Source organism: Glutamicibacter sp. NPDC087673 (assembly GCF_044743255.1).
GTDB lineage: Bacteria > Actinomycetota > Actinomycetes > Actinomycetales > Micrococcaceae > Glutamicibacter.
The window spans coordinates 100,114-121,690 of sequence record NZ_JBIUWB010000001.1; the positions used below are offsets into that span (position 1 = coordinate 100,114).

General features: G+C 59.5%; 20 protein-coding genes and 1 riboswitch. Of the genes, 9 read left to right on the top strand and 11 right to left on the bottom strand.

Annotation, left to right across the window (positions count from 1 at the left end; all coding sequences use genetic code 11):
• Positions 1-73: 73 nt before the first annotated feature.
• Positions 74-871 (bottom strand): dioxygenase, encoded by a 798-nt coding sequence (locus ACIOTL_RS00495; RefSeq protein WP_105656276.1) that lies wholly within the window; start codon positions 869-871, stop codon positions 74-76.
• Between ACIOTL_RS00495 and ACIOTL_RS00500 the strand changes: the two genes are divergently transcribed.
• Entirely contained in the window at positions 870-1,727 is an 858-nt protein-coding gene (locus ACIOTL_RS00500) for a MarR family winged helix-turn-helix transcriptional regulator (RefSeq protein ID WP_388023207.1), read from the top strand. The genes ACIOTL_RS00495 and ACIOTL_RS00500 overlap by 2 nt on opposite strands.
• Before the next feature lie 62 nt (positions 1,728-1,789).
• Here ACIOTL_RS00500 and ACIOTL_RS00505 read toward each other — a convergent pair whose 3' ends face one another.
• On the bottom strand, positions 1,790-5,005 hold the full coding sequence (locus ACIOTL_RS00505) for a DEAD/DEAH box helicase (protein ID WP_400341250.1): 3,216 nt from the start codon (positions 5,003-5,005) through the stop codon (positions 1,790-1,792).
• Between the two features lie 140 nt (positions 5,006-5,145).
• A riboswitch (SAM riboswitch) is annotated at positions 5,146-5,267 on the top strand.
• A gap of 31 nt (positions 5,268-5,298) precedes the next feature.
• Between ACIOTL_RS00505 and ACIOTL_RS00510 the strand changes: the two genes are divergently transcribed.
• Entirely contained in the window at positions 5,299-5,850 is a 552-nt protein-coding gene (locus ACIOTL_RS00510; protein WP_400341252.1) for an OsmC family protein, read from the top strand.
• A 76-nt stretch (positions 5,851-5,926) separates the two neighbouring features.
• Here ACIOTL_RS00510 and ACIOTL_RS00515 read toward each other — a convergent pair whose 3' ends face one another.
• The 4 genes from ACIOTL_RS00515 to ACIOTL_RS00530 form a co-directional block, all read right to left on the bottom strand.
• A complete protein-coding gene (locus tag ACIOTL_RS00515) occupies positions 5,927-6,982 on the bottom strand; it encodes an L-idonate 5-dehydrogenase (RefSeq protein ID WP_400341255.1) in 1,056 nt (351 codons plus the stop codon).
• Positions 6,972-7,742, bottom strand: coding sequence for an SDR family oxidoreductase (locus ACIOTL_RS00520; RefSeq protein ID WP_105661993.1), 771 nt, complete (start codon positions 7,740-7,742; stop codon positions 6,972-6,974). The genes ACIOTL_RS00515 and ACIOTL_RS00520 overlap by 11 nt, the downstream gene beginning before the upstream one ends.
• Before the next feature lie 172 nt (positions 7,743-7,914).
• Positions 7,915-8,622, bottom strand: coding sequence for a FadR/GntR family transcriptional regulator (locus ACIOTL_RS00525; RefSeq protein WP_105661994.1), 708 nt, complete (start codon positions 8,620-8,622; stop codon positions 7,915-7,917).
• Positions 8,623-8,646: 24 nt separating this feature from the next.
• Complete coding sequence (locus ACIOTL_RS00530; RefSeq protein WP_332489136.1) at positions 8,647-10,323, bottom strand: L-lactate permease; 1,677 nt, start codon at positions 10,321-10,323, stop codon at positions 8,647-8,649.
• 146 nt (positions 10,324-10,469) lie between these two features.
• Between ACIOTL_RS00530 and ACIOTL_RS00535 the strand changes: the two genes are divergently transcribed.
• The 5 genes from ACIOTL_RS00535 to ACIOTL_RS00555 all read left to right on the top strand — a co-directional run bounded on the left by ACIOTL_RS00535 (position 10,470) and on the right by ACIOTL_RS00555 (position 15,604).
• Positions 10,470-11,234, top strand: a complete 765-nt coding sequence (locus tag ACIOTL_RS00535) for a (Fe-S)-binding protein (protein WP_105656268.1) — start codon at positions 10,470-10,472, stop codon at positions 11,232-11,234.
• Positions 11,235-11,251: 17 nt separating this feature from the next.
• Positions 11,252-12,703, top strand: coding sequence for a LutB/LldF family L-lactate oxidation iron-sulfur protein (locus ACIOTL_RS00540; RefSeq protein ID WP_400341896.1), 1,452 nt, complete (start codon positions 11,252-11,254; stop codon positions 12,701-12,703).
• Positions 12,700-13,332 carry an LUD domain-containing protein gene (locus tag ACIOTL_RS00545; protein WP_332489138.1) on the top strand — a complete coding sequence of 211 codons (633 nt, stop codon included), beginning with the start codon at positions 12,700-12,702 and terminating at the stop codon, positions 13,330-13,332. Before ACIOTL_RS00540 ends, ACIOTL_RS00545 begins: the two co-directional genes overlap by 4 nt.
• A 534-nt stretch (positions 13,333-13,866) precedes the next feature.
• Positions 13,867-15,039, top strand: a complete 1,173-nt coding sequence (locus ACIOTL_RS00550; protein WP_400341257.1) for an MFS transporter — start codon at positions 13,867-13,869, stop codon at positions 15,037-15,039.
• A 121-nt stretch (positions 15,040-15,160) separates the two neighbouring features.
• Positions 15,161-15,604: a DUF4190 domain-containing protein gene (locus ACIOTL_RS00555; RefSeq protein ID WP_332489141.1), complete on the top strand. Its 444-nt coding sequence runs from the start codon at positions 15,161-15,163 to the stop codon at positions 15,602-15,604.
• A gap of 113 nt (positions 15,605-15,717) precedes the next feature.
• Here the strand turns inward: ACIOTL_RS00555 and ACIOTL_RS00560 are convergent, their stop codons facing one another.
• On the bottom strand, positions 15,718-16,266 hold the full coding sequence (locus ACIOTL_RS00560; protein WP_105656264.1) for a YceI family protein: 549 nt from the start codon (positions 16,264-16,266) through the stop codon (positions 15,718-15,720).
• 221 nt (positions 16,267-16,487) lie between these two features.
• On the opposite strand from ACIOTL_RS00560, the gene ACIOTL_RS00565 reads away from it, so the two are divergent.
• Complete coding sequence (locus ACIOTL_RS00565; protein WP_332489142.1) at positions 16,488-16,646, top strand: hypothetical protein; 159 nt, start codon at positions 16,488-16,490, stop codon at positions 16,644-16,646.
• 149 nt (positions 16,647-16,795) lie between these two features.
• On the opposite strand, the gene ACIOTL_RS00570 is transcribed toward ACIOTL_RS00565, so the two are convergent.
• From ACIOTL_RS00570 to ACIOTL_RS00585, 4 genes are read right to left on the bottom strand one after another with little or no spacing between them, the layout of a single operon-like run.
• Positions 16,796-17,773 (bottom strand): glycine betaine ABC transporter substrate-binding protein, encoded by a 978-nt coding sequence (locus tag ACIOTL_RS00570; RefSeq protein WP_219844107.1) that lies wholly within the window; start codon positions 17,771-17,773, stop codon positions 16,796-16,798.
• Positions 17,770-18,498, bottom strand: coding sequence for an ABC transporter permease (locus ACIOTL_RS00575; RefSeq protein ID WP_105661999.1), 729 nt, complete (start codon positions 18,496-18,498; stop codon positions 17,770-17,772). Before ACIOTL_RS00575 ends, ACIOTL_RS00570 begins: the two co-directional genes overlap by 4 nt.
• Positions 18,495-19,757, bottom strand: coding sequence for a betaine/proline/choline family ABC transporter ATP-binding protein (locus ACIOTL_RS00580; RefSeq protein ID WP_332728116.1), 1,263 nt, complete (start codon positions 19,755-19,757; stop codon positions 18,495-18,497). Before ACIOTL_RS00580 ends, ACIOTL_RS00575 begins: the two co-directional genes overlap by 4 nt.
• The gene (locus ACIOTL_RS00585) at positions 19,750-20,391 is read right to left on the bottom strand and encodes an ABC transporter permease (RefSeq protein WP_105656261.1); all 642 of its coding nucleotides are present in this window, start codon (positions 20,389-20,391) and stop codon (positions 19,750-19,752) included. Before ACIOTL_RS00585 ends, ACIOTL_RS00580 begins: the two co-directional genes overlap by 8 nt.
• Before the next feature lie 220 nt (positions 20,392-20,611).
• Between ACIOTL_RS00585 and ACIOTL_RS00590 the strand changes: the two genes are divergently transcribed.
• Positions 20,612-21,469, top strand: coding sequence for a fumarylacetoacetate hydrolase family protein (locus tag ACIOTL_RS00590; RefSeq protein WP_105656260.1), 858 nt, complete (start codon positions 20,612-20,614; stop codon positions 21,467-21,469).
• The last annotated feature ends 108 nt before the right edge of the window (positions 21,470-21,577 follow it).

Sequence of the window (21,577 nt, forward strand, 5' to 3'; positions counted from 1 at the left end):
AAGTCCACTATTACCTGCGCAAGCGCGGCACCAATCGGTGCCGCGCTTGCTGCGGGAAAGATAGGGATATCGCCTAGCTCAAGGTCCAGGAGCGCTTGGACAGGCCGTACCAGAAACCGTCAATTGCCGTCTTGGCATCAATTCCACCCGAGGCGTATGCCGCACCCAGCGCAACGTACAGCGGAGCCCAATGCTCCGAGCGCGGGTGCGCTTCGCGGGCCGCCGGGGCCTTGTGCAGGAAGTCGAGGATGGAGTCCACATCCCCGCGGGCCATTGCCTCCTCGGCCCAATGGTCGAACTCGCTGGAGGCCGATGGCGGCGCCGAATCCGGCCCGCCGGCTGGGTTGAACCAGCGCAAGTTGTGGGTGGTGAATCCGGAGCCAACGATCAAGGTTCCCCGCTCGCGCAAGGGCGCCAAGCTCTTGCCCAGATCAAAGAGTCCTGCAGGATCCAGTGTTGGCATGGACATCTGCACCACCGGTACATCCGCATCCGGAAACATTTCCTTCAGCGGCACGTAGGCGCCATGGTCCAGTCCACGCGTCTCGTCGCGCTCCACGTGATGGCCATAGGCCGAGGTCAGCCGTTCGACTTCATTGGCCAGCTCGGGCGCCATTGGCGCGTCGTAGCGAACGTCGTAGTACTTCTGGTCGAAGCCCCAGAAGTCGTAGACCAATTCGTTCTTCTGCTGGGTAGCACTCAGCGTCACCGGCGCATTTTCCCAGTGCGCGGAGATCATCAGAATATCTTTCGGCTTCTCGAAAGTGCCGGACCAGCTAGCCAGCTCCTGGGTCCAGCGCTGGTCGTCGGCCAGTGGCGGTGCGCCATGGCTAAGGAACAAGACGGGAGGGGTATCGGATAGCTGATTCATGATTAAAACCTACCAAGCATTAGTTGAAGCGTCAAGTTTTATTTTCATGAATCCCGATATCCAACTCCAAATGCTCTCCAAGAGGCCCGTGGACAGTGCGGACAGCTTCGCCGCACCACGTTGGGTCCAACGCCAGAGGCAACGGAGGCCATGGCTTTCTTGCTCTGCTTCTGAGCGGCGGCGGAAATCTATTGCTTCTCTAATCACGAATGCAATCGGCAAGTCGTTCCTAAGCTGCGCCGGAGAAGTGGAACTGTACGGCTTTGCAGGCATCAGGCGTTGCCTGGCCAGTCTTTTCCAAGCCATTAATTACGCTCAGCTGGGGATTCGCAGTACGTTCAACACTTCGGCTTCGAACGGCTGCGGTCTCCAATATCAGACTTATCGACCATTAATCTTTAGAATGGTTTGTATGCAAGAAGAAGAACTGATGCAGACGGTCGAAGAAGAATTCACCGCCATCTTATTGCGCGCCCGCCAGATGCTGATCCGTCGCGCCAAGATCATCCACCCGGACCTGCAGGATCCGGGGTACCGCTTGCTTGCAGTGGTCATCCGCGATGAAGCCCAGCAACAGGGAGCACTCGCAGAAAAACTGCGTCTGGACAAGGCGACTATTTCCCGCCTCGTGCAGCACCTCGAGTCTCTGGAACTTGTCACCCGCACCCAGGATCCTTCCGATGGCCGGGCCCAGCTGGTCTCGGCAACAGAAAACGCCAAGGAAAAATGGCGCTCCAGCGGTAACACGCTGCGTGAGGAACTGCGCCGCCAGCTCAAGGAATGGGAAGCCTCCGAACTGAAGAATTTTGGAGATCTCCTGCACCGCCTCAACGACAGTTTTGAACAGATTCTCTAGTCCCCGATCATCAGCTGAAGCCTTGGAGACCTTCTGGTTTCCAAGGCTTCAGCTTTTTAGGCTCACTCCATCAGCGCCAGGAAATCATCGGCGCTTAACGCAGCACTCTGCGCGGCTTGGGCAGTCTCTCCCAGGACATCATTGAACAGCTGCGTCTTCTTGGCCTGCAGCGCGAGCACCTTGGATTCGATGGTGTCCTTTGCCACCAAGCGATACACATAGACCGGACGAGTTTGCCCAATGCGGTGGGCCCGGTCAATAGCCTGGGCTTCGGCCTGCGGGTTCCACCATGGGTCCAGCAAGATGCAGTAGTCGGCGGAAGTGAGATTAATGCCGAAGCCGCCGGACTTCAGCGAGATGAAGAAGACCGGGAAATCTCCCTCGCTGAAACCGTCAATCAGTTCCTTGCGCTTTGGGCCAGTGGTGGACCCATCAAGGTATCCGTGCTCAATGCCCAGCTCTTCAGCGACGTCGCGTGCCTTGGCCAAGAAACTGGTGAATTGGCTGAAGACCAGAATCTTATGCCCTTCAGAAACCGCATCCCCCATGAGTTCGCGCAGCATTTCCAGCTTCGCGCTCGGAGCATCGCCCTCGCCTACCAAGGACGGATCCAAGGCCAGCTGGCGCAGCAAGGTCAGCGATTGGAGAATCTGGAAGCGATTCGAATCAACGTCGTCAACCAGCCCCAGAACTTCTTGCCGCACACGCTGGAAGCGGCGGTCATAAGCTTTGCGGTGCCCCGGCTCCAGTTCGACTTCCAGCACCTGCTCGGTCTTCGCCGGCAACTCTGGAACGACCTGTTCCTTGGTACGGCGCAGCACGAACGGACGCAGTCGGCTCTTCAGGCGCTCCAGGCGCTCCTGGTCTCCGTCGGCAATGGGCTTCTGGTAGTTGTCCTTAAAGGACTTCGCACCGCCCAGCAGGCCTGGTGCAGCCAGTGAGACCAACGCCCACAGTTCCAGCAGGTTGTTTTCCATGGGAGTGCCAGTGACCACGAATTTGCACGGCACTGGCAGCTGCCGGGCCTGCTTGTAGCCTTTGGAGGCATGGTTCTTCAGTTGCTGGGCCTCGTCCATGATCATGACGTTGAATCCGGCGGCTTCAAAATCCTCATAGGCCAGGCGGAAGATCGTGTAGCTGGTAACTACCAATTGGGCGTCACCGATCTGCGACGCCATGCTTTGGCCGCTCATTCTAGCTGTTGAAGTGATGCCGGTGACTCTCATCTGCGGCGCAAATCGCTGCGCCTCATTGATCCAGTTGCCCACCACCGAGGTAGGAGCCAGCACCAGGAATTTCTGGGCAGGATCCTCGACGCGCGCTTGTTCAAGGCAAGCCAGCAACTGGACGGTCTTGCCCAGACCCATATCGTCGGCAAGGACGCCGCCGAGATCATGGGTACGCAAGAAGTTGAGCCAGGATAGGCCGTGGCCCTGATACGGGCGCAGTTCAGCGTTGAACGTTTCCGCTAGCTGGACCGGCTGCATTTCTTCACCGCTTTGCAGCGCATTCATGGTCTGCAGCCACTGGTTGTGCTGGGCTTCGATAATGCCCAGATCCACCAGTTCTTGCCACCAGTCGATGCTCAACTTATGGATGCGGATCGTATCGCCCTGCACCGTGCCCAGCTCCCCGGCCTCTGATATCAGCTGGCGCAGCTGCGTGAAATCTGCACCATCAATCGGGATCACCGTAAGGTCATCGAGGACGAGATACTCATCTTGCTTGGTCAAGGCCTCCAGCAGCAGTGGGAACGGGACCTTGGTCTCGTCCAGGAGCACTTCCACAGACAAGTCGAACCAGTCCCCCGTGCTTTCGCCGGCTTCGACACTGACAGCGGCCGGCGCGTGGCTGATCCGGTACTTCGGCAGCCTGTTCTGCTCTTCAACGACCACATCGGGATGCTCTGCCAATAGCGGCAATGCGTAGACCAAGAAATCGATGGATTCGGAGGTGCTGAATTCCTTCGGCGGGAAGATTCCTGAAGAGGTCAGTTGCCCCAAGGAAGCCTGCGCGCCGAGCTTGTCCTGCACCGAAGCAGCAATTTCCTTTTCCACGGCATACTGGCGGGGGCCCGCGGAGGCGTACTCCCAGGAATAGCTCACGGTCAGCGGAGTTCGGATGCTCTCCAGGGACAGCTTGAGGCTGGGGCGTGCTGGAACAGGGATGCTGTAGCTGTCATCCTCGCTCTTCAACGGTGCCATCAGGCGCAATCGGTCCAGGTGCTGGCGCTCGAAAAGCTCAACGCCTTCCTGCGGGATGGATTGCGCACCGGATTCAATAAATGTGGCCAGTTCCTTCGTGACCGGTTCAGCGAACCGGGCCAAACCGATTTCCCTGGCCTTCGGCAAGGGGCTGGACGCGTAAGCCAACAAGGTCGGCGGCGTGCCTATGGGCAAGAGGTAGACGTGCTCTTCGCTCGGCCCGCGCAGCTTCCCTTCCATGCTCAGGCCATGTTCACCGCGACGCACATCCACGTGTGCCATGGCTGGTTGCTCGCTGAACTCCACCGGGGCCTTGGCCGTAGAACCGCCGTTGACGATCTGCACTCCAGCTTCACGCAGGGCTTCGAACGCATCCAGCAGGTCCTGGCCTGGAAAATCCATCAAGGAGATCCACTCCTTGGGATCCCACGAATGGCGATAAGTATCTTGTTCAACGTGTTCACGCAACCGGTCCAGTTCAACGACCGCACGACGCTGCTTCTTGGAGAACCGCGTATCAAAAGCAACATTGCGCCAGCTGATCCCGGTTTGGATCCAGGGGCTCTTGGTGCCCTGGCGGGCCGGGCGTGCCTGCAAGGTCAGCGCGTCCTCGCCGCCATAACGCGGTTCGCTTACCACTTTCAGGATCAATCCCAGCGGTTCTTCGGCAACCAGCGGCTCATCGGAAATGACTGGAAGCAGACGGTCAAGGGTACGTTCCCACTGCGGCTTGCTATTGCGTTTCCAAGCGTGGGGATCCACCCCGGAGTCGGAGACGAAAAAGCCCTGGTCTTCTTCGGTGGTGACCTCAATGAGCAAGGCGGCGACATCTTCACAGGACTGAACCCCCGGATGCTTGCCGCAGAAGCTGGTGAAGCTGATATTGCCCTCGGTGATTTCCAATTGGGCCATCACCGATTCACGCAGCACCACACCGGAGATGCGGGTAGATCCCGGTTGCATTACCCGGTTGGCGATCTGCACTTTTCCGGAATCACACAGGAATTGGCCCAGGTTGTATTCGGATTCGGTCACCAAGGTCTGGGCCGCAGAAAGTGTCAGCTGGAATTCCATACTCGCCGTTCATTGTTCGTGCAGTGGGCGCCCGAGAGCTAGATTCCATCTTAGCGAGCCGGAAAGCAAGATGCCCGGTGACGAAAAGTTACTTCTGCCCTTTACCCGCGGGCCCTGCAACCGATAGAAATTAATCACTGAATCACGAGTTCCACTCTTTGAGCCCTGGCTGAGTGGACGGCAACCCTCCTGCGTCATTGTGCGGGGTGCCCCAGGTGAAGATTCGACGCATCTTGAACGCCAAGATGCGTAAGCGATGGCGCCCCTTGCGCCAGAAAGGGGATCAATTCCCCATGACTAATGCAGCATCTGCCCCAACCGTATCCGAAGACCGCGCACAGCGCCTGCAGGAAGCAGGCAAGGGCTGGGGCGAACGAATTTCGGCTGCCCCGCAAAGTGCCCAATTGACTTTCACCGTCGAGGGCGAAGGCTTCGATTCGGTAGCCAGCAACATTGTCTCCGGCAAGCACACCTTCCAGGCCGACGAGCCAGCTGCCCTGGGCGGCAGCGACCTGGCCGCAAGCCCCGTGGAATACGCGCTCGGAGCGCTCATCTCCTGCCAGGTTGTGGTCTACCGCTTGTACGCGCAGAACCTCGGCATCCAGGTGGACGACGTGAAGATCCAGGCCAATGGCCACCTCGATGTCCGCGGACTCTTCGGCATCGACCAGACCATCCGCCCCGGCTTCTCGTCGGTGGATCTGGACATCCGGATTGCCGGACCGGAATCAGCTGAACGCTATGAAGAACTGCGCCGCGCAGTGGATGCACACTGCCCGGTGCTGGACCTCTTCGCCAATCCGGTGCCCGTGACAACCGCGGTAAGCATCGCAGAGACCAACTAGAGTTCGCTGAACTAAAAAGCACCGCGGCGGCCCCCGACTTCAGGTGCCGCCGCGGTGCACTTCTAGCTGAAGCCAACTATTGCCCCAGGAAGTTCAGCAGGACTTTGCCGGAGCGAGCCGAATCCTTGGCCGTTTCGAAGGCTTCAAGCGCATCGGCGACCGGGAACTCGTGGGTTACCGCCTCGGAAACCTGCAGTGAACCGTCGGCCAGGGCAGCAAGCACATGGTCGATTTCGTCGTTGAAGCGGAAGGAACCAACCAGTTCCAGCTCGCGGGTAATAGCCAGCGAAATGAGTGCGGGTTGTTCTCCTGAGGGCAGCAACCCGACCATGACCACTCGACCGCCGCGCACGGCACCGCGCACGGCGGAGGCCAACCCGCGGAAGTTGCCGCTGGCCTCGATCACCACGTCCGCGCCCACCTGGGCAAGAGCTTCCTGGTCATCGGCGCGCAAAGTTGAAGTGGCACCGAGTTTCCCGGCGATTTCCAACGGCTTCTCGTGCATGTCCACTGCGATGATTTCTTTGGCTCCGGCACGCTTGAGCACTGCTACAGCGAGAGCTCCGATCGGCCCAGCACCAATAACCAGCGCCTTCTTGCCGGCGACTTCACCGGCGCGCGACACCGCATGCCAAGCAACCGCAGCCGGTTCTGCCAGTGCCGCATCACGCAGTGCTAAGCCAGCAGGCAGCTCACGCAGCATGCGTGATGGCAGGTTCACTTCGCGGGCGAATGCGCCCTCGGTGTGCGGGTAGCGGGCGGCCGAGCCCAGATAGGTGCACCCCGGGGAAAGATTCGGGCGGTCGGCCGGGTAAGGTTCCCCGGTCTCGCCTGGTGTTGCCGGGTGCACGGCGACTTTGGTTCCGGCTGCCGGCCCGCTGCCGTCAGCGGCGGCCTGCATGACGGTCCCGACGATTTCATGCCCGAGAACCATTGGAGCCTTGAGGAACGATTCCCCGGCGGCGCCGTGGCTCCAGTAATGCAAGTCTGATCCGCAAATACCGCCGTAAGCGATGGCAACGCGTGCTTCATCTGCTCGCGGCGCTGCCAGCTCGATTTGTTCAATACGCAAATCATCGGCTGCATGGGCCACGACGGCCAACGTGCTGGTGGCGAGGGAATTAGACGACAACGCTCATGCCTCCGTCGATGAAAATGGTCTGTCCGTTCACGTAATTTGATCCGTCCGAGGCCAACCAGACTGCTGGTCCGGCCAGATCCTCGACGGCGCCCCAACGCGCTGCGGGGGTGCGGCCCAGAATCCAGGAGTTGAATTTTTCGTCGTCCACCAGATTCTGTGTCATTTCGGTGTGGATGTAGCCCGGTGCGATGCCGTTGATTTGCAGTCCCGAACCAGCCCATTCGGCGGTCATGGCGCGGGTGAGATTGCGCAGACCTCCCTTGGCCGCGGTGTAGGCGGAGATGGTGGGGCGGGCCAGGTCGGTTTGCACCGAGCAGATGTTGATGATCTTGCCTTCGCCACGCTGCACCATGGAGCGTGCGACCTCTCGGCCTACCAGGAATGCGCTGGTGAGGTTCGTGTCGATCACGCGCTGCCAGTCAGCCACCTCCAGATCCAGCATGGGCACGCGGTGCTGGATACCCGCGTTGTTCACCAAAATGCGGATGGGGCCGATGTTCTTTTCAATGGCTGCGATGTTCTCGCGCACGGCGGCATCATCGGTGACATCGAAGCAGGCGCTATGGATTTTTTCAGCTCCATAGCGTCTGCTGAATTCGGCAACGGTTTCGGCCAGGCGTTGCTCGTCGCGGCCATGCAGGATGATGGTGGCACCGGCATCCGCCAAGGCACTGGCAAGTTCGCGGCCAATGCCGCGGGAGGATCCGGTGACCAAGGCCAGGCGTCCGGACAGGTCAAAAAGTTGGCTCATGAATTCCCTCGCATGAAGTGTCGATGGTACATCGACGGGAACTCATCAGCGGTATGAACCAGCTGTTAAATCCGAAAAATCAGCCCCGTCGCTTCCCCAAAACATATCAGATATAAGAGGTGCGAGGTGCCTTAAAGTCCGACTTATTTACCTGAAAACTATCCTGCCGGATCTAGCGGGTCTGCGAGTAGAACCAGTTGATGTGCTCTTCGAGCAGCTGGGCCGCCCGTTCGCGCTGGTTCGTCGCGAACGCGTGGTGGATGGCCTTGTGCTGGCGGCGCAGGATGCGCACCACCGGCTGCCAGGCCTCGTCGCTGGGCACCGATTCGGAAACATAGTCGCTGATCGAGTTGCGCAGCGATTCCATCATCGATTCCACTACCGCGTTGCCGGCCATGGAGGCCAGGAGCACATGGAACTCGGCATCAATACGGTGGAAGGCCTCGCGCGAGAGCTGCGCGTCGTCCATGCGCATGATCAGCACCGCGGTGCGGTCAATGACCTGCTGGGCATGGATTGGATCGCGCGGCGTCATTTGCGCTGCCCAGGTTTCCAGCAAGATGCGAGATTCGACGATCTCGCGGACGTTGATCCCCTTGGCCGCCAGATGCAGGCGCAATGCCTGCGAAATGCCAGCCGAGGGGTTGGAGATGATCACCGCTCCGGAGTTGGGCCCGGAGCCGGTTGAAGTCTTGATAATGCCCATCACATCAAGGATGCGGATGGCATCGCGGACCGAGGCCCGCGAGATCCCATGCTGCTCCGCGAGCGCACGCTCGCCGGGAAGCTGGTCTCCAACGGAGAGCTTCTCCTTGCGCAGATCCTCTTCAATTGCTTGGAGAACAATCTGGTACGCACGCGGAGCTGGGTTTACTGGCATCGGATCTATTTTAGCCGTTCACGGCTAAGGCAGCATCCAGGACAGAACCGGGGTGGACTGCAGGTAAACCAAGCAGCACAGCACCAGCAGCATGCCTACGGACCAACCGGCAACCTTCTTGAGGATCACCGACTCCTGGCCTTCCATCTTCACCGAGGTAGCGGCGATGGCCAGGTTCTGCGGGGAGATCAGCTTGCCGACCACGCCGCCGGAGGTGTTGGCGGCAACCAGCAGGTTCGGATCGATGCCGGCATTGATGCCAGCGGTCTGCTGCAGCTTGGCGAACAGCGCGTTGGCCGAGGTGTCCGAGCCGGTCACCGCGGTGCCGATCCAGCCCAGGATTGGCGACAGGAAGGCGAAGAATGCGCCGGTGCCTGCCAGCCAGGTGCCAATGGTGATGGTCTGGCCCGAAAGGTTCATTACGTAAGCCAGGCCGAGGACCGACAGGATGGTCAGCGCGGCGTAGCGCATGTTGTAGACGGTCTTGCCGATTTCGGCAGCACCCTCGGCGAAGGTCATCTTGTACTTGCCGTTGCCGTCGTTCTTCGCGTAGACCAGGGCCACGATCAGGCCGGTGATCAGCAGCAAGGTGCCCGGGGAGGATAGCCACTGGAAGTTGTAGATGGTCGAAGATACCGCTTCGCCATCAGCATTCAGGATCTTGCCGTCCAGTCCTGGCCAGCCGAACTTGATGTCCGTGGTTGCCAGCCATGCAGGAATGTCCACGCCCAGCTTCCACAGCTTGGCCACGCCGAAGATGACGATAACCAGCAGGTACGGGAACAAAGCCATCCAGGTGTTGACCGGGTGCAGCTTGGCATTGGCCTCGTATGGAATTACGGCGGCTTCAGCAGTCAGCACGCGCTGGCGTGCCTCGTCGGCACCCTTTGGAGTCCAGAAGCGCAGCAGGATCACTGCGGCGGCCAGACCAACCAGCGCAGCAACGATATCGGTCAGCTCATAGGAGAAGTAGGTCGAGCACAGCCACTGGGCGACACCGAAGGAAATGCCGATGGTCAGCGTTGCCGGCAGGGTCTGGCGCATGCCGCGCCAGCCGTCGAGGATCAGGACCAGGATCGATGGGACGAACAGCGCCAGCAGCGGGGACTGATGGCCAACGATGGCGCCGATGTCGGCAGCCGGGATGCCGGTCAGGGCACCGGCGGTGGTGATCGGGATCGCCACGGCACCGAAGGCCACCGGGGCGGTGTTGGCGATCAGCACGGCGCAGGCTGCGCGCAGCGGCGACAGGCCCAATGCCAGCAGCATGGTGGCGGTAATCGCTACCGGTGCGCCGAAGCCTGCCAGCGCTTCAAGCAGGCCGCCGAAGCAGAAAGCAATCAGCACGGCCTGAATGCGCACGTCGCCGCCGCCGATGACGTCGAAGACGCGGCGCAGGTCTTCGAAGCGGCCCGACTTGACAGTGACCTGGTAGAGGAAGATCGCCATGACAACGATCCAGACAATAGGGAAGGCACCGAAGACCATGCCCATCAGTCCGGAGTTCAATGCCAATCCAACCGGCATGTTCCAGCCGAAGATCGCCACGAGGATGGCAACAGCGAGCGAGCCGAGGCCGGCCCAGTGGGCCTTGACCTTGACTACCGCCAGAAGTACGAAGAAGGCTACAAGCGGGATCAGTGCGATGAGCGCTGAAACAGCTATGCTCCCCGCGATCGGATCCGTGGAGGGTGTAAACACGGTGTGGGCGTCCTTACTCGAGATGGTCTGACCATATGTGGTCCGACCACCTAGAGTACAAGGTGAGAGCTATCACAACAAGTCTTGACTATTACGAAGTACGTGGCATAGTATGGTCTGACCACACCCTGAAAGAGTCATTTATTATGCGAATTGCTCTCTTTGCCACGTGCATTGTGGATGCTATGTATCCGGAAACCGCCAAGTCGACAGTGAAAATCCTGGAACGCTTGGGCCATGAAGTCATTTTCCCCAAGGCGCAAGCCTGCTGTGGGCAAATGCACATGAATTCCGGTTATATGCCTGAAGCCCTGCCCGTGGTCGAAAACCACATCAATGCCTTCGACACCGAAGACTATGACGTCGCGGTGGCCCCCTCGGGCTCCTGCGTTGCTTCGGTCAAGCACCAGCACCCTTTCCTGGCAGAGCGCCTGGGCAAGCCGGAGCTCAAGGAACGCGCAGTTGCCGTGGGCAAGCGCACCTATGAACTGAGCCAACTGCTGGTGGATGTCCTGGGGATCACCAACGCCGCCGAGCAGCTGGGCAGCTACTTCCCGCAGACCATCACCTACCACCCTTCCTGCCACGGCATGCGTTCGCTGAAACTCGGCGATCGGCAACTTGATCTGCTCAAGACCGTCGGCGGCATCACCGTCAACGAGCTTCCGGAAGCTGACCAGTGCTGCGGCTTCGGCGGTACCTTCTCGATCAAGAACTCCGATGTCTCCACGGCAATGCTCGAAGACAAGATGAAGAACATCTGCTCCACCGGCGCCTCGGCCTGCGCGGGCGGCGACGCCTCCTGCCTGATGCACATCGGCGGCGGACTTTCGCGCACCGGAGCCAAGCCAAAGACCCTGCACCTGGCAGATATCCTGGCCAGCACCATGGAAGAGACGGTGTCACTGTGACTCAGGTATTCCTCGGCATGCCTGCCGGCGGGCAGGGCAACCTGTTCGAGACCGAGCCATTCCCCAAGGCCGCGCACCGCGAACTGGGCAACACCCAGATGCGCAAGAACCTGCGCCACGCCACCCACACCATTCGCGACAAGCGGCTGAACGTCGTCGGCGAGCTTCCGGACTGGGAAGAGCTGCGCGACGCCGGCAGCGCCATCAAGAACCTGACGATGGCCAACCTCGAAGAGCGTTTGGAAGAGTTCGAGAAGAACTTCACCGCCCGGGGCGGCATTGTCCACTGGGCCCGTGACGCGGACGAAGCCAACAAGATCGTTACCGAGCTGGTCAAGGCGACCGGCTCGAAAGAGGTCGTCAAGGTCAAGTCCATGGCCACCCAGGAAATCGGCCTGAACGAGCACCTGGAGACCGAGGGCATCGAAGCCTTCGAAACCGACCTTGCCGAGCTGATCGTCCAGCTGGGCAACGACAAGCCAAGCCACATCCTGGTTCCGGCTATCCACAAGAACCGCACCGAGGTGCGCGACATCTTCCTCAAGGAAATGCCGGTAGTGGATCCGAACCTGACCGATGAGCCAGCCAAGCTGGCCGAAGCTGCCCGCAAGCACCTGCGCAAGAAGTTCCTTTCCGCCAAGGTCGCGATCTCCGGCGCGAACTTCGCGCTGGCTGATACCGGCACCCTGGGCGTAGTGGAATCCGAGGGCAACGGCCGCATGTGCCTGACCCTGCCCGAAACCCTGATCACGGTCATGGGCATCGAGAAGGTTCTCCCCCACTGGGAGGACATCGAGGTCTTCATGCAGCTGCTGCCGCGGTCTTCCACCGGCGAGCGCATGAATCCCTACACCTCGCTGTGGACCGGCGTGAGCGAAGACGATGGCCCGCAGGACGTGCACATCGTGCTGCTGGATAACGGCCGCACCCGCGCCCTGGCCGACCGCTTCGGCCGCACCGCGCTGAACTGCATCCGCTGCTCGGCGTGCATGAACGTGTGCCCAGTGTACGAGCGCACCGGCGGCCACGCCTACGGTTCGACCTACCCGGGCCCGATCGGCGCAATCCTCTCCCCGCTGCTGACCGGCATCCAGGTCGAGGAAAACGGCTCCTTGCCATATGCTTCCTCGCTGTGCGGCGCCTGCTACGACGCTTGCCCGGTGAAGATCAACATCCCGGAAATCCTCGTGCACCTGCGCGGCGAGGACGTGGATGCCAACCGCGACAAGCACAAGCTCCCGACCCAGATGGATCTGCTGATGAAGGGCGGCTCCTGGGCGTTGGGCAAGGGCAAGAACCTCGGCCTGCTCGAAAAGGCCTTGCCGCTGGGCCGGCTGATGTCCGGCAAGGAAAAGAAGATCAAGAAGCTTCCGGGCATCGCCGCAGGGTGGACCGCCAGCCGTGACATTCCCGCCCCGCCAAACAAGTCCTTCCGCGACTGGTGGAGCGACGAGAAGGAGTCCAAGTGAGCGCAAAAGACGAAATCCTGGGACGGATCCGCTCGGCACTAGCCGATGCTCCCGTCGCCCAAGAGGTACCCCGCGAATACCGCAAGACCTCGGATATGGGTGAAGCTGAGCTCATCGACCTGCTGGTGGACCGCTTGGTGGATTACAAGGCCGGGGTGAACGTCATTGACGCCGCGCAGATCCCGGAATACGTAGCGGCCAAGCTGGCGGGAGCCTCCAGCGTTGTCTACCCGCATGGCTTGGACACCGACTGGCTCTCAGGGCTGGGCGAGAAGGTCGAGCAGCGCATCGATGCCCCGGGCGCACGGCTGAGCATCGCCGAACTGGATGAAACCAGCGCCGTGGTCACCTCGTCGGCCGTTTCGGTCGCCGAGTCCGGCACCATCATCCTCGATGGCGAGCCAAACCAGGGCCGCCGCGCGATTTCGCTGGTACCCGACCACCATGTGTGCATCGTGCCGATCTCCTCGATCGTGCGCCTGCTGCCAGAAGCCATGCCGCGACTGGCCATCACCCGTCCGCAGACCTGGATCTCCGGCCCGTCGGCCACCAGTGATATCGAGCTGGAGCGCGTTGAAGGCGTGCACGGCCCGCGTACCTTGGACGTCCTGATGGTTCGCGGCCTGTAAGGCTGGCGCAATAAGCTTTCGCGGCCGGTTCCCCCCTCCTAAACCTCCAGGGAACCGGCCGCGAGTGCATTTAAGTGTGCTGTCGGCTTCTTGCCCTAGCCGCCGGCAATAAAACCCTTCAGGTCCGCCTCTATTCGATCGCGCGCGGCAAAAAAGCGAAGCCGGCAGTCCAGCTTCGAACATTTCGCGGAAGCGCACCGGTGGCATGGAAACGCTCAAGCCCGCGATGACTTCCCTGGCTCCATCGTGACGGCAATCCGTTATGCTTCCCTTGCCTCGGATTTTCATCACCGGAGATATCTGGCGCACCCAGCCCGCCAATCCTGTCCAGGCTTGGACGTGTCCACGGCGCTGCCGCTGGACGCGACCGGTGAGTTGGGCGAATTCTTCGCTCAATTCATGACTGAATCACCGGTAACTGCCTAGCTGCCGATGCGTCATCTGCCCGTGGCAGCTGTCATCCAAAACAGCATCAGCGGGCAGATTCTGATTACATGGATAGGCAGGCGGAAGATTCTCACTTGAAGGGCCGGGATGGAGAAACAACAGGACCTTCGGATTTCGGTACGCACCATTCCCGATTCGGCTTTGCGCTTCGTCGGCTTCCTTTCCTTCTTCGACCGCTATGGCACCCCTCCCATGCTGGTCGCACTTTCGCTGGGTACCTCGCTCAGTTTCGCCCAAGCCGTCCAACTGGTAGCTTCCTATGCCTTGTTCTATGCCATAGGCCAGCCGATCTGGGGCGTGCTTAGCGATCGTTTCGGGCGTCTTGCGGTATTGCGCGCGGCGCTCATCGGCGCTTGCCTCGGCGCGGTCGCCAGCATCATGTTCACCGACTATTTGCCGCTACTCATTGCCCGCTCCGTCACCGGGTTCATGTTCGGCGCACTGTATCCAACCCTGATGACGCTCCTGGGCGATACCCGTACCGGGGTGGAACGCGCTCGCGGCTTATCTGATTTGCAGATCTATTCCTCGCTGGGCACCACCCTGGCGACATTAGCTTCAGGAGCATTGGCAACATACGCGAACTGGCGGCTGGTGTTCCTGTTGCCTGCACTGGGTTGCGTAGCGGCCCTGTATAGCTTGCGGAAGGCGGCAGAGCCCGAGCATTCGCGTTCCGGATTCAAATTCCGTGCAGCTTTGCGTCCCATGAATTTGGCCCTTTATGCCATCGTCTTCCTCGAAGGCGGGCTGCTCATGGGATTGCTGACCTATATCGTTCCCGCCTTGCAAGAATCCGGTGTCGCTATTGGCTTGGCAGGAGCGCTAGGTTGCGCTTTTGCCCTGGGAGTCATTCTGGGTGCACGCTTGATGCGCCGATTGGTGGCACGCATTGGACGAACGTGGCTTATTGGCGGTGGAGGCCTGCTGCTTTGCGCAGCTTTCCTCCCTTCGGCGTTCGCCCCCTCCCCTGCCTCTTACACCCTCACCGCGTTCTTCCTGGGTGCCGCGAACGCGATCATGCACTCATCAATGCAGGGGTGGGCGACCGATATCTCGCCTGACGCGCGGGCCACCACCGTTTCACTATTCGTTTTTGCCCTGTTCGCCGGGGCATCTGCGGCGACCTACCTAACTGCAGATCTAGCGCAGAATGGCCACTACGGACAGATCTTCGGGATCGGCTTGGCACTGAGCCTATTACTCGTGGCGTTGGCGACAGGCACTCATGCGCTGTGGCGCAGAATGCATCCTGCCAGCTGATGTCTCGCGCAGCTGCAAGGGATCCGCGCAAGAGTTCTTCTAGAGATTAGATGTTATTGCCGGTTGCATGTGAGAATCTTGAATTAAGCGAACGAGCCTCACAAGCGGAAAGCAGGTTGCCATGACCAGTCCAGGCGAAGAACCACGAAACCCTTATTCTTCAGGGCATCAGGGTCAGAACCGGCAGTACCAGCAGCCTGGTTCCTACGATCTCAACGGCGTCCCGCAACAGCCTTACTACAATCAACAGGCACATGGCGAACCGGGCCAGTATCCCCCGGGTAACTTCGGCTATCCGACAGCATCCCAATTTCAAGGCACCCAGCTGGCACAGACCTCGATGATTCTTGGCATTGTGTCAATCTTCGTAGCAGGCGTGATCCTTGGCCCGATTGCTATTTTCAAGGCCAATAAAGCCGAAAGGGAATTCAATACGGTATCCACGGTCGGCAAAGTGACCGGTTGGATCGGCACCATTTTGGGCGTGCTCTGGATCGTGTATGTCGCATTCCTTGTCATCGGTGCTATCGCATTTTCCGTGGACCCGTCGTTCACCGGGTCCTAGGCACGTTTTCCCTCGACTTTAACGACAAAGCCTCCAGCTCACTTTCGTGAGCCGGAGGCTTTGCCGGTATCGGCCCTTATCCCGTCATCCCCATGACGGACTTCGGGAAACTTTTACTCTGCGGTTGGCAGTACGAACGAAGCGTCGATTTCGATCTTGACCTTGTCGCTGACCAGAACGCCACCGGCTTCCAGTGCTGCGTTCCAGGTGATGCCGAATTCCTTGCGGGAGATGGTCGTGGATGCGAAGAAGCCAACGCGGGTTGCACCGAAAGCGTCTACAGCTTCGCCGCCGAGCTCTGCTTCGAATTCAACTTCCTTGCTCACGCCGCGGATGGTCAGATCGCCAACGAGAATGAACTCGCCAGCCTCGCCCTTGACCGCAGTGGACTTGAAGGTCATGGTTGGGAACTGCTCGGCGTTGAAGAAGTCCTCGCCCTTCAGGTGGCCGTCGCGGTTAGCGTCCTTGGTGTTGACCGATGCGATCTGGACGGTTGCCTCGACCGAGGAATCTGCCAGGGTTGCGCCGGTGGTCAGGGTTGCGTCGAATTCAGTGAAGCTGCCGCGAACCTTGGAGATGCCTGCGTGGCGAACCGAGAAGCCAATCTCGGAGTGCGATGCATCGAGGTTCCAGGTTCCGGTGGTCAGTGCAGATGCAGTCATGTCTAAATCCTTTCGTCGGGCCATCAAGTAGTTGACGCCTCAATTTGTTTTGTTGATACCAGTATGACACTAATGAAGTTGAAGCGTCAACCACTTTCCCTAAAAAAGTTTCATCTGACTCTTCAAGAGACCCTTATTTTGATACTGACTAGGAAAGTTTCCACTGAAGTAATTTTTCATGCACCCCTTTACTCCGACGTGTACATGGCTAGACTGAGGCCATGAACGCAAATGACCCAGTTCCCGATCATGCCCAAGAAGAAGCCGAGTTATCCGCAGAGCTAGAGGAAATTTGGCAGGAAGAATCCATCACTACCGCTGCCACGACCGAAATCGCCGATGAAGTCGAGGGCGAGCTAGGTACCCGGAATCAGCAATAGGTAGATGGCCTCCACCTATTTCCATCCTGCAAGCAAATCCATCCGAGAGAAACCAATCCCCAGTGAATCCTCGGCGACATTGAAATGGATCCCCGGCATCGCGATGCCGGGGATCCATTGCTTAATCCATGCAGTTTTCGTTGCCTCGGTTAGGGATTGGAGACCAAGCCTTGGCCAACCATCCATTCGAAGGCAACATCTGCCGGTTCACGGCCAACCACGTCCACCTGGTAATTCAGGTCCATCAAGACCTGATCAGTCAGCAACGGAGCGATCTTGTCCATGATCTGCTGGATTTCCGGGTGCTTTTCAAGGAATTCTCCGTTGAAAGCCGGGGCGGCGTTGTAGCTTGGGAAATACTTCCGGTCATCTTCCAGCACGGTCAAGTTAAGCGCCTTGATGCGCCCGTCAGTGGTGAAGACTTCACCGAAGTTGCACGCGCCATTAGCGGTTGCCTGGTAAATGGCACCCACGTCGTACAGACCGATATTGTCCTCAGCCACTTCTGAACCACGGTCGATATCGTAGTGTTCCAGCATTGGAGTCAGACCGTCTCGACGGGAATTGAATTCCGGGTCGACGCAGAACGTCAGATCTTCGGGGTCCAGCGTCTGCAGTTCGGAAAGCTTGGTGATACCCAGCCGCTTGGTCGTTTCTTCGTTCATCGCCAATGCGTAGGTGTTGTTCAACGGTGCCGGATTTCCCCAGATAATTCCATTGGCAACATCCTCATCGTGCACCGACTGCCACTGCTCTTCTTCACCCACAACAGGTGATTCGTGGCCCAAGTAGGTCAGCCACGCGGTACCGGTGTACTCCCAGAGCACGCTCGCGTCGCCGGAAAGCAGCAACTGACGTGCCGGCTGGGAGCCAGGAACATTGGTCAGGTCGGTGACGTCATAGCCGGCAGCCTTGAGCGCGATCACGGTGATCTTCCCCAGCAGCAGCTGCTCGGTAAAGGACTTGGACGTGACGGTCACGGTGGTGTCTTCAGCGTTTTCGACCAGCGGCTTGATCTCGGCGGGGCCGGCGTTGGGCACCGTCCCGGTCGATGGGCTAAGTCCGCACCCAGTCATTCCGATCAGCGCGGCCATGGATAGGACAGCTAAATTCAGTTTGCGGTTCACGAAAGTCCTCTCGGTCGTGCCACCTGTTCGACGACGCGGCCAAGCCAATCAATCGTCAAAGCCAGCAAGGCCACTAGCAACGAGCCGGCAATCAGCACCACATTCAGGTTCAGGTTCACTCCCGTAGTGATCAAGATGCCCAGCCCGCCGCCGTTGATAAAGGTTGCCAACGTCGCGGTGCCTACCAGCAGCACCAGGGCTGTGCGGATGCCCGATAGCATCACCGGGACGGCCAACGGCAGCTCGACCTTCAACAGCACGGACATCTGGCTCATGCCGATTCCCCGCCCGGCCTCCACCAGGCGTTCATCAACCTGCTGCAGGCCAACAATGGTGTTGGAGAGCACCGGAAGAATCGCATAGATCACCAGTGAGACAATGGCAGTTTTCGGGCCGAACCCCAACCAGAAGGCCAAGAGCACGATGACGCCAATGGCGGGTGCGGCTTGGCCGAAGTTGGCAATGGCGCGCACCGCCGGGGCTGCCTTGCGCAGTCCGGGGCGAGTGAGCAGCACGCCGAGCGGAATCGCGATCAGCAGAACGATGAGCGCCGAGATGACCGTGATCTTCAGGTGGTCGAGGGTGTAGCCCCAAATCGTTGCCGGATCCAGCGTTTGCTGTTCGGTCTCGGTCAGGTCGGCTGTCACCAGCCAACCCACCAAGATGGCGAAAGCAGCTGCGATTCCGGCGATCTGCCAAATCAAGCTGCGGGTTTCGGATCTCATGCCGATTCACCATCCTGCCCGGTGGCCGCACTGTCGATATTCACGACGTTGATGGCACCCGAGTTCAGGCCAACCGGCGCCTCGTGATTAGCATCCGTGGTGTTGTTCGCGGCCGCGATCGCCTCCATGACGGTCTGCACCGTGATGACACCCGTGAGCACATCACGGCGTCCCGTTACCAGGGCCGACTCGGAACTGGCCACCAGCATGGTGTCCAATGCGTCGTTCAAGGTGGCCTGCTCACCGACGACCGGCATGGATTCATCGTAGGTACCCTCGATGATCTGGGCACGCGACAGTTGCCGGCGGTCCATGCGGCGCAGCGGACGTCCCCGCGAATCAAGCACTACCGCGTATTTGCGTCCGGCGCCCTGCAGTTGCGAGAGCACCTCCGAAGCATTCTTGCCCGGTGTGGTGGTGATGGCTTCTCCCAGTTCCACTTCGTTCACCCGCGTCAGGGTCAGCTGCTTCAAGCCGGCACCCGAACCGATGAAATTCTCCACGAACTCGCTGGCCGGATTGGCCAGGATCCTTTCTGGGGAGTCGTACTGCTCCAGCTGCGCGCCTTCGTTGAAGATCGCAATCCAGTCGCCGAGCTTCACCGCTTCGTCGAAGTCGTGGGTCACGCACACGATCGTCTTCTGGACTTCAGACTGGATGTTCAGCAGCTCATCCTGCAGACGCTGGCGGGTAATGGGGTCAACTGCACCGAATGGCTCATCCATCAGCAAGACCGGTGGATCCGCTGCCAATGCACGGGCGACGCCCACACGCTGCTGCTGGCCTCCGGAGAGCTCCTTGGGGAAACGGGCCCGGTAAAGTTCCGGATCCAGCGAGACGAGTTCCAGCAGCTCGTCGACGCGGGCAGCGATCTTCTCCTTGGGCCAACCCAGCATCTTTGGAACCATGGCGATATTGGTCGCCACGGTCATATGCGGGAACAGGCCGCCAGCCTGGATCACATAGCCAATGCGGCGGCGCAGTTCATCACCGTTCATGCCGGTGACATCTTCGCCGTCAATGACGATCTTGCCGCTGGTCGGCTCGATCAGGCGATTAATCATCTTCAGGGTGGTCGTCTTGCCGCAGCCCGATGGCCCCACGAACATCACGATGGACCCGGCAGGGATCTCCAGGGTCAGGCCGCCTACGGCCGATTTCTTTTGTCCCGGGTAGGTCTTGGTTACTTCTTCAAGCATGATCGAAGCGCCGGTGACATTCTGGGCCACGGCATTTTCAGGGATCTTATGTTCAGACACGGATACCTCGCGGGGTAGTCAGTCGGCCAATGCCGAGCAAAATCAAATCAAGGATGAGCGCCAGGATCACGACGCCAACTACGCCCGTGATCACGGATTCCAGGGAGTTCGCGCCGCCCAGACGCGAGAGTCCTTGGAAGATGAACCCGCCGAGGCCAGGACCCAGGGCGTAGGAGACCACTGCGGCGACGCCCATCACCATCTGGGCTGAAATTCGTACGCCAGTCAGGATCACCGGCCAAGCTATGGGAATTTCTACTGATATCAGAGTCTTCAGCCGGCTCATGCCGATGCCGCGCGCTGACTCGATAATGGTTGGTTCGATGTTGTTCAGCCCAACGATCGCGTTGCGCAGAATTGGCAGGGCGGCGAAGAACGTCACCACGATGACTGCCGGAGTAACCCCGAAGCCCACGGGGACAATAAGCAAACCGATCAGGGCAAAGGACGGAATAGTCAGGCCGATGGCGCTAATGCCGTTAGCCAAGCCTGATAGGGGCTTGTTGCGGTATACCAATACGGCAATCAGCACAGCAATAATTGTCGCCAGGATCAAGCACTGCGCGACTAGCGAGAAGTGCTGCCACGAGGCGAAGAGGATATGGCGAGATCGCTCGCCAAAAAAGTCACCCACATTAAAACCTGCTTCACTTTAGTTTCGTATCTAGATCGTTATTTCAAGACTGGTCTCTGGGACCGTAGCTTGCCATGAGTTTATCCGGGTCAGCGGAGCATGGCCAAGCCACGTTTTCCAGATCAAAGCTCTGGCTCGGCCGTATTTAAGGCCAATTGCTATCAATTGCCGATCACGAAATATGGTGCACTTTCAGCGAAAAGTGTAGTGAGATAGATTCATGAAACTTGCAACGCTCCGCCTCGCCAGCGAACCAGGCCATACCACCGCTGCTGTCATTGAAGATGGCCGCGCCTACTACTTGGACAACCTCGATTCAGTGCAGCGTTTCCTGCGTCTTGATGACGCAACTCAGCAAGAAGTAGTTGCTCGCGCTTTGGTGGGTGATTCCATCGCCGAGGGCGAAGCCGACTACGCTCCGCTGATCCCCAAGCCGGAGAAAATCTACTGCATCGGGTTGAACTACAAGACGCATGCGGCCGAGGTCGGCGAAGACCTGCCGAAGTATCCGACGGTGTTCGCGAAGTTCGCTTCCACCCTATGCGGTGCCAAGGACACCATCGAAATTCCAGTGGAAGACCACCGGGTGGACTACGAAGCAGAGCTGGCTATCATTATCGGCAAGCCGGGTCGCCGCATCAGCCAGGAGGATGCTGCCGCGCATATTGCCGGCTACGCCGTGGCCAGCGATGTGTCGATGCGCGGCTACCAGGGCCGCACCCAAGAGTGGCTGCAGGGCAAGATCTGGGATCGTTCCACTCCCCTGGGCCCGTGGCTCGTGACCCCGGATGAGCTGGATCCCGCCGCCCGCATTACCAGCACGGTCAATGGCACCGTGGTGCAGGACGAACAGATCGATGATCTGATTTTCTCGGCTGACGCCTTGGTTTCCTACCTCTCGACATTCAATGAATTGCAGCCAGGCGACGTCATCCTGACGGGTACGCCCTCTGGTGTTGCGTTGGGCCGCCGCGACGAGAATGGGCGTCACCCGTGGCTCAAGCACGGCGATTCACTTGAAACTTCGATCGAAGGCCTGGGTACCTCTGCGGTAGTTTTCAACGCGCCGCAGAACTGATATTCCTTGTCGCTTCCGGGGGCCTGTCCGCATTGGCGGGCGGGCCCCCGAGACGTTAAGCCCCGTTCCCAATTTTGCTATTGAGACTCATTCTCATATAAGCTTGAA

Excerpts from the sequence above, each read along its gene's own strand:
- ACIOTL_RS00500 (WP_388023207.1), top strand. The coding sequence starts at position 870 with ATGATTAAAACCTACCAAGCATTAGTTGAAGCGTCAAGTTTTATTTTC.
- ACIOTL_RS00495 (WP_105656276.1), bottom strand. The coding sequence starts at position 871 with ATGAATCAGCTATCCGATACCCCTCCCGTCTTGTTCCTTAGCCATGGC.
- ACIOTL_RS00505 (WP_400341250.1), bottom strand. The coding sequence starts at position 5,005 with ATGGAATTCCAGCTGACACTTTCTGCGGCCCAGACCTTGGTGACCGAA.
- ACIOTL_RS00510 (WP_400341252.1), top strand. The coding sequence starts at position 5,299 with ATGACTAATGCAGCATCTGCCCCAACCGTATCCGAAGACCGCGCACAG.
- ACIOTL_RS00520 (WP_105661993.1), bottom strand. The coding sequence starts at position 7,742 with ATGAGCCAACTTTTTGACCTGTCCGGACGCCTGGCCTTGGTCACCGGA.
- ACIOTL_RS00525 (WP_105661994.1), bottom strand. The coding sequence starts at position 8,622 with ATGCCAGTAAACCCAGCTCCGCGTGCGTACCAGATTGTTCTCCAAGCA.
- ACIOTL_RS00535 (WP_105656268.1), top strand. The coding sequence starts at position 10,470 with ATGCGAATTGCTCTCTTTGCCACGTGCATTGTGGATGCTATGTATCCG.
- ACIOTL_RS00540 (WP_400341896.1), top strand. The coding sequence starts at position 11,252 with ATGCCTGCCGGCGGGCAGGGCAACCTGTTCGAGACCGAGCCATTCCCC.
- ACIOTL_RS00550 (WP_400341257.1), top strand. The coding sequence starts at position 13,867 with ATGGAGAAACAACAGGACCTTCGGATTTCGGTACGCACCATTCCCGAT.
- ACIOTL_RS00555 (WP_332489141.1), top strand. The coding sequence starts at position 15,161 with ATGACCAGTCCAGGCGAAGAACCACGAAACCCTTATTCTTCAGGGCAT.
- ACIOTL_RS00560 (WP_105656264.1), bottom strand. The coding sequence starts at position 16,266 with ATGACTGCATCTGCACTGACCACCGGAACCTGGAACCTCGATGCATCG.
- ACIOTL_RS00565 (WP_332489142.1), top strand. The coding sequence starts at position 16,488 with ATGAACGCAAATGACCCAGTTCCCGATCATGCCCAAGAAGAAGCCGAG.
- ACIOTL_RS00575 (WP_105661999.1), bottom strand. The coding sequence starts at position 18,498 with ATGAGATCCGAAACCCGCAGCTTGATTTGGCAGATCGCCGGAATCGCA.
- ACIOTL_RS00590 (WP_105656260.1), top strand. The coding sequence starts at position 20,612 with ATGAAACTTGCAACGCTCCGCCTCGCCAGCGAACCAGGCCATACCACC.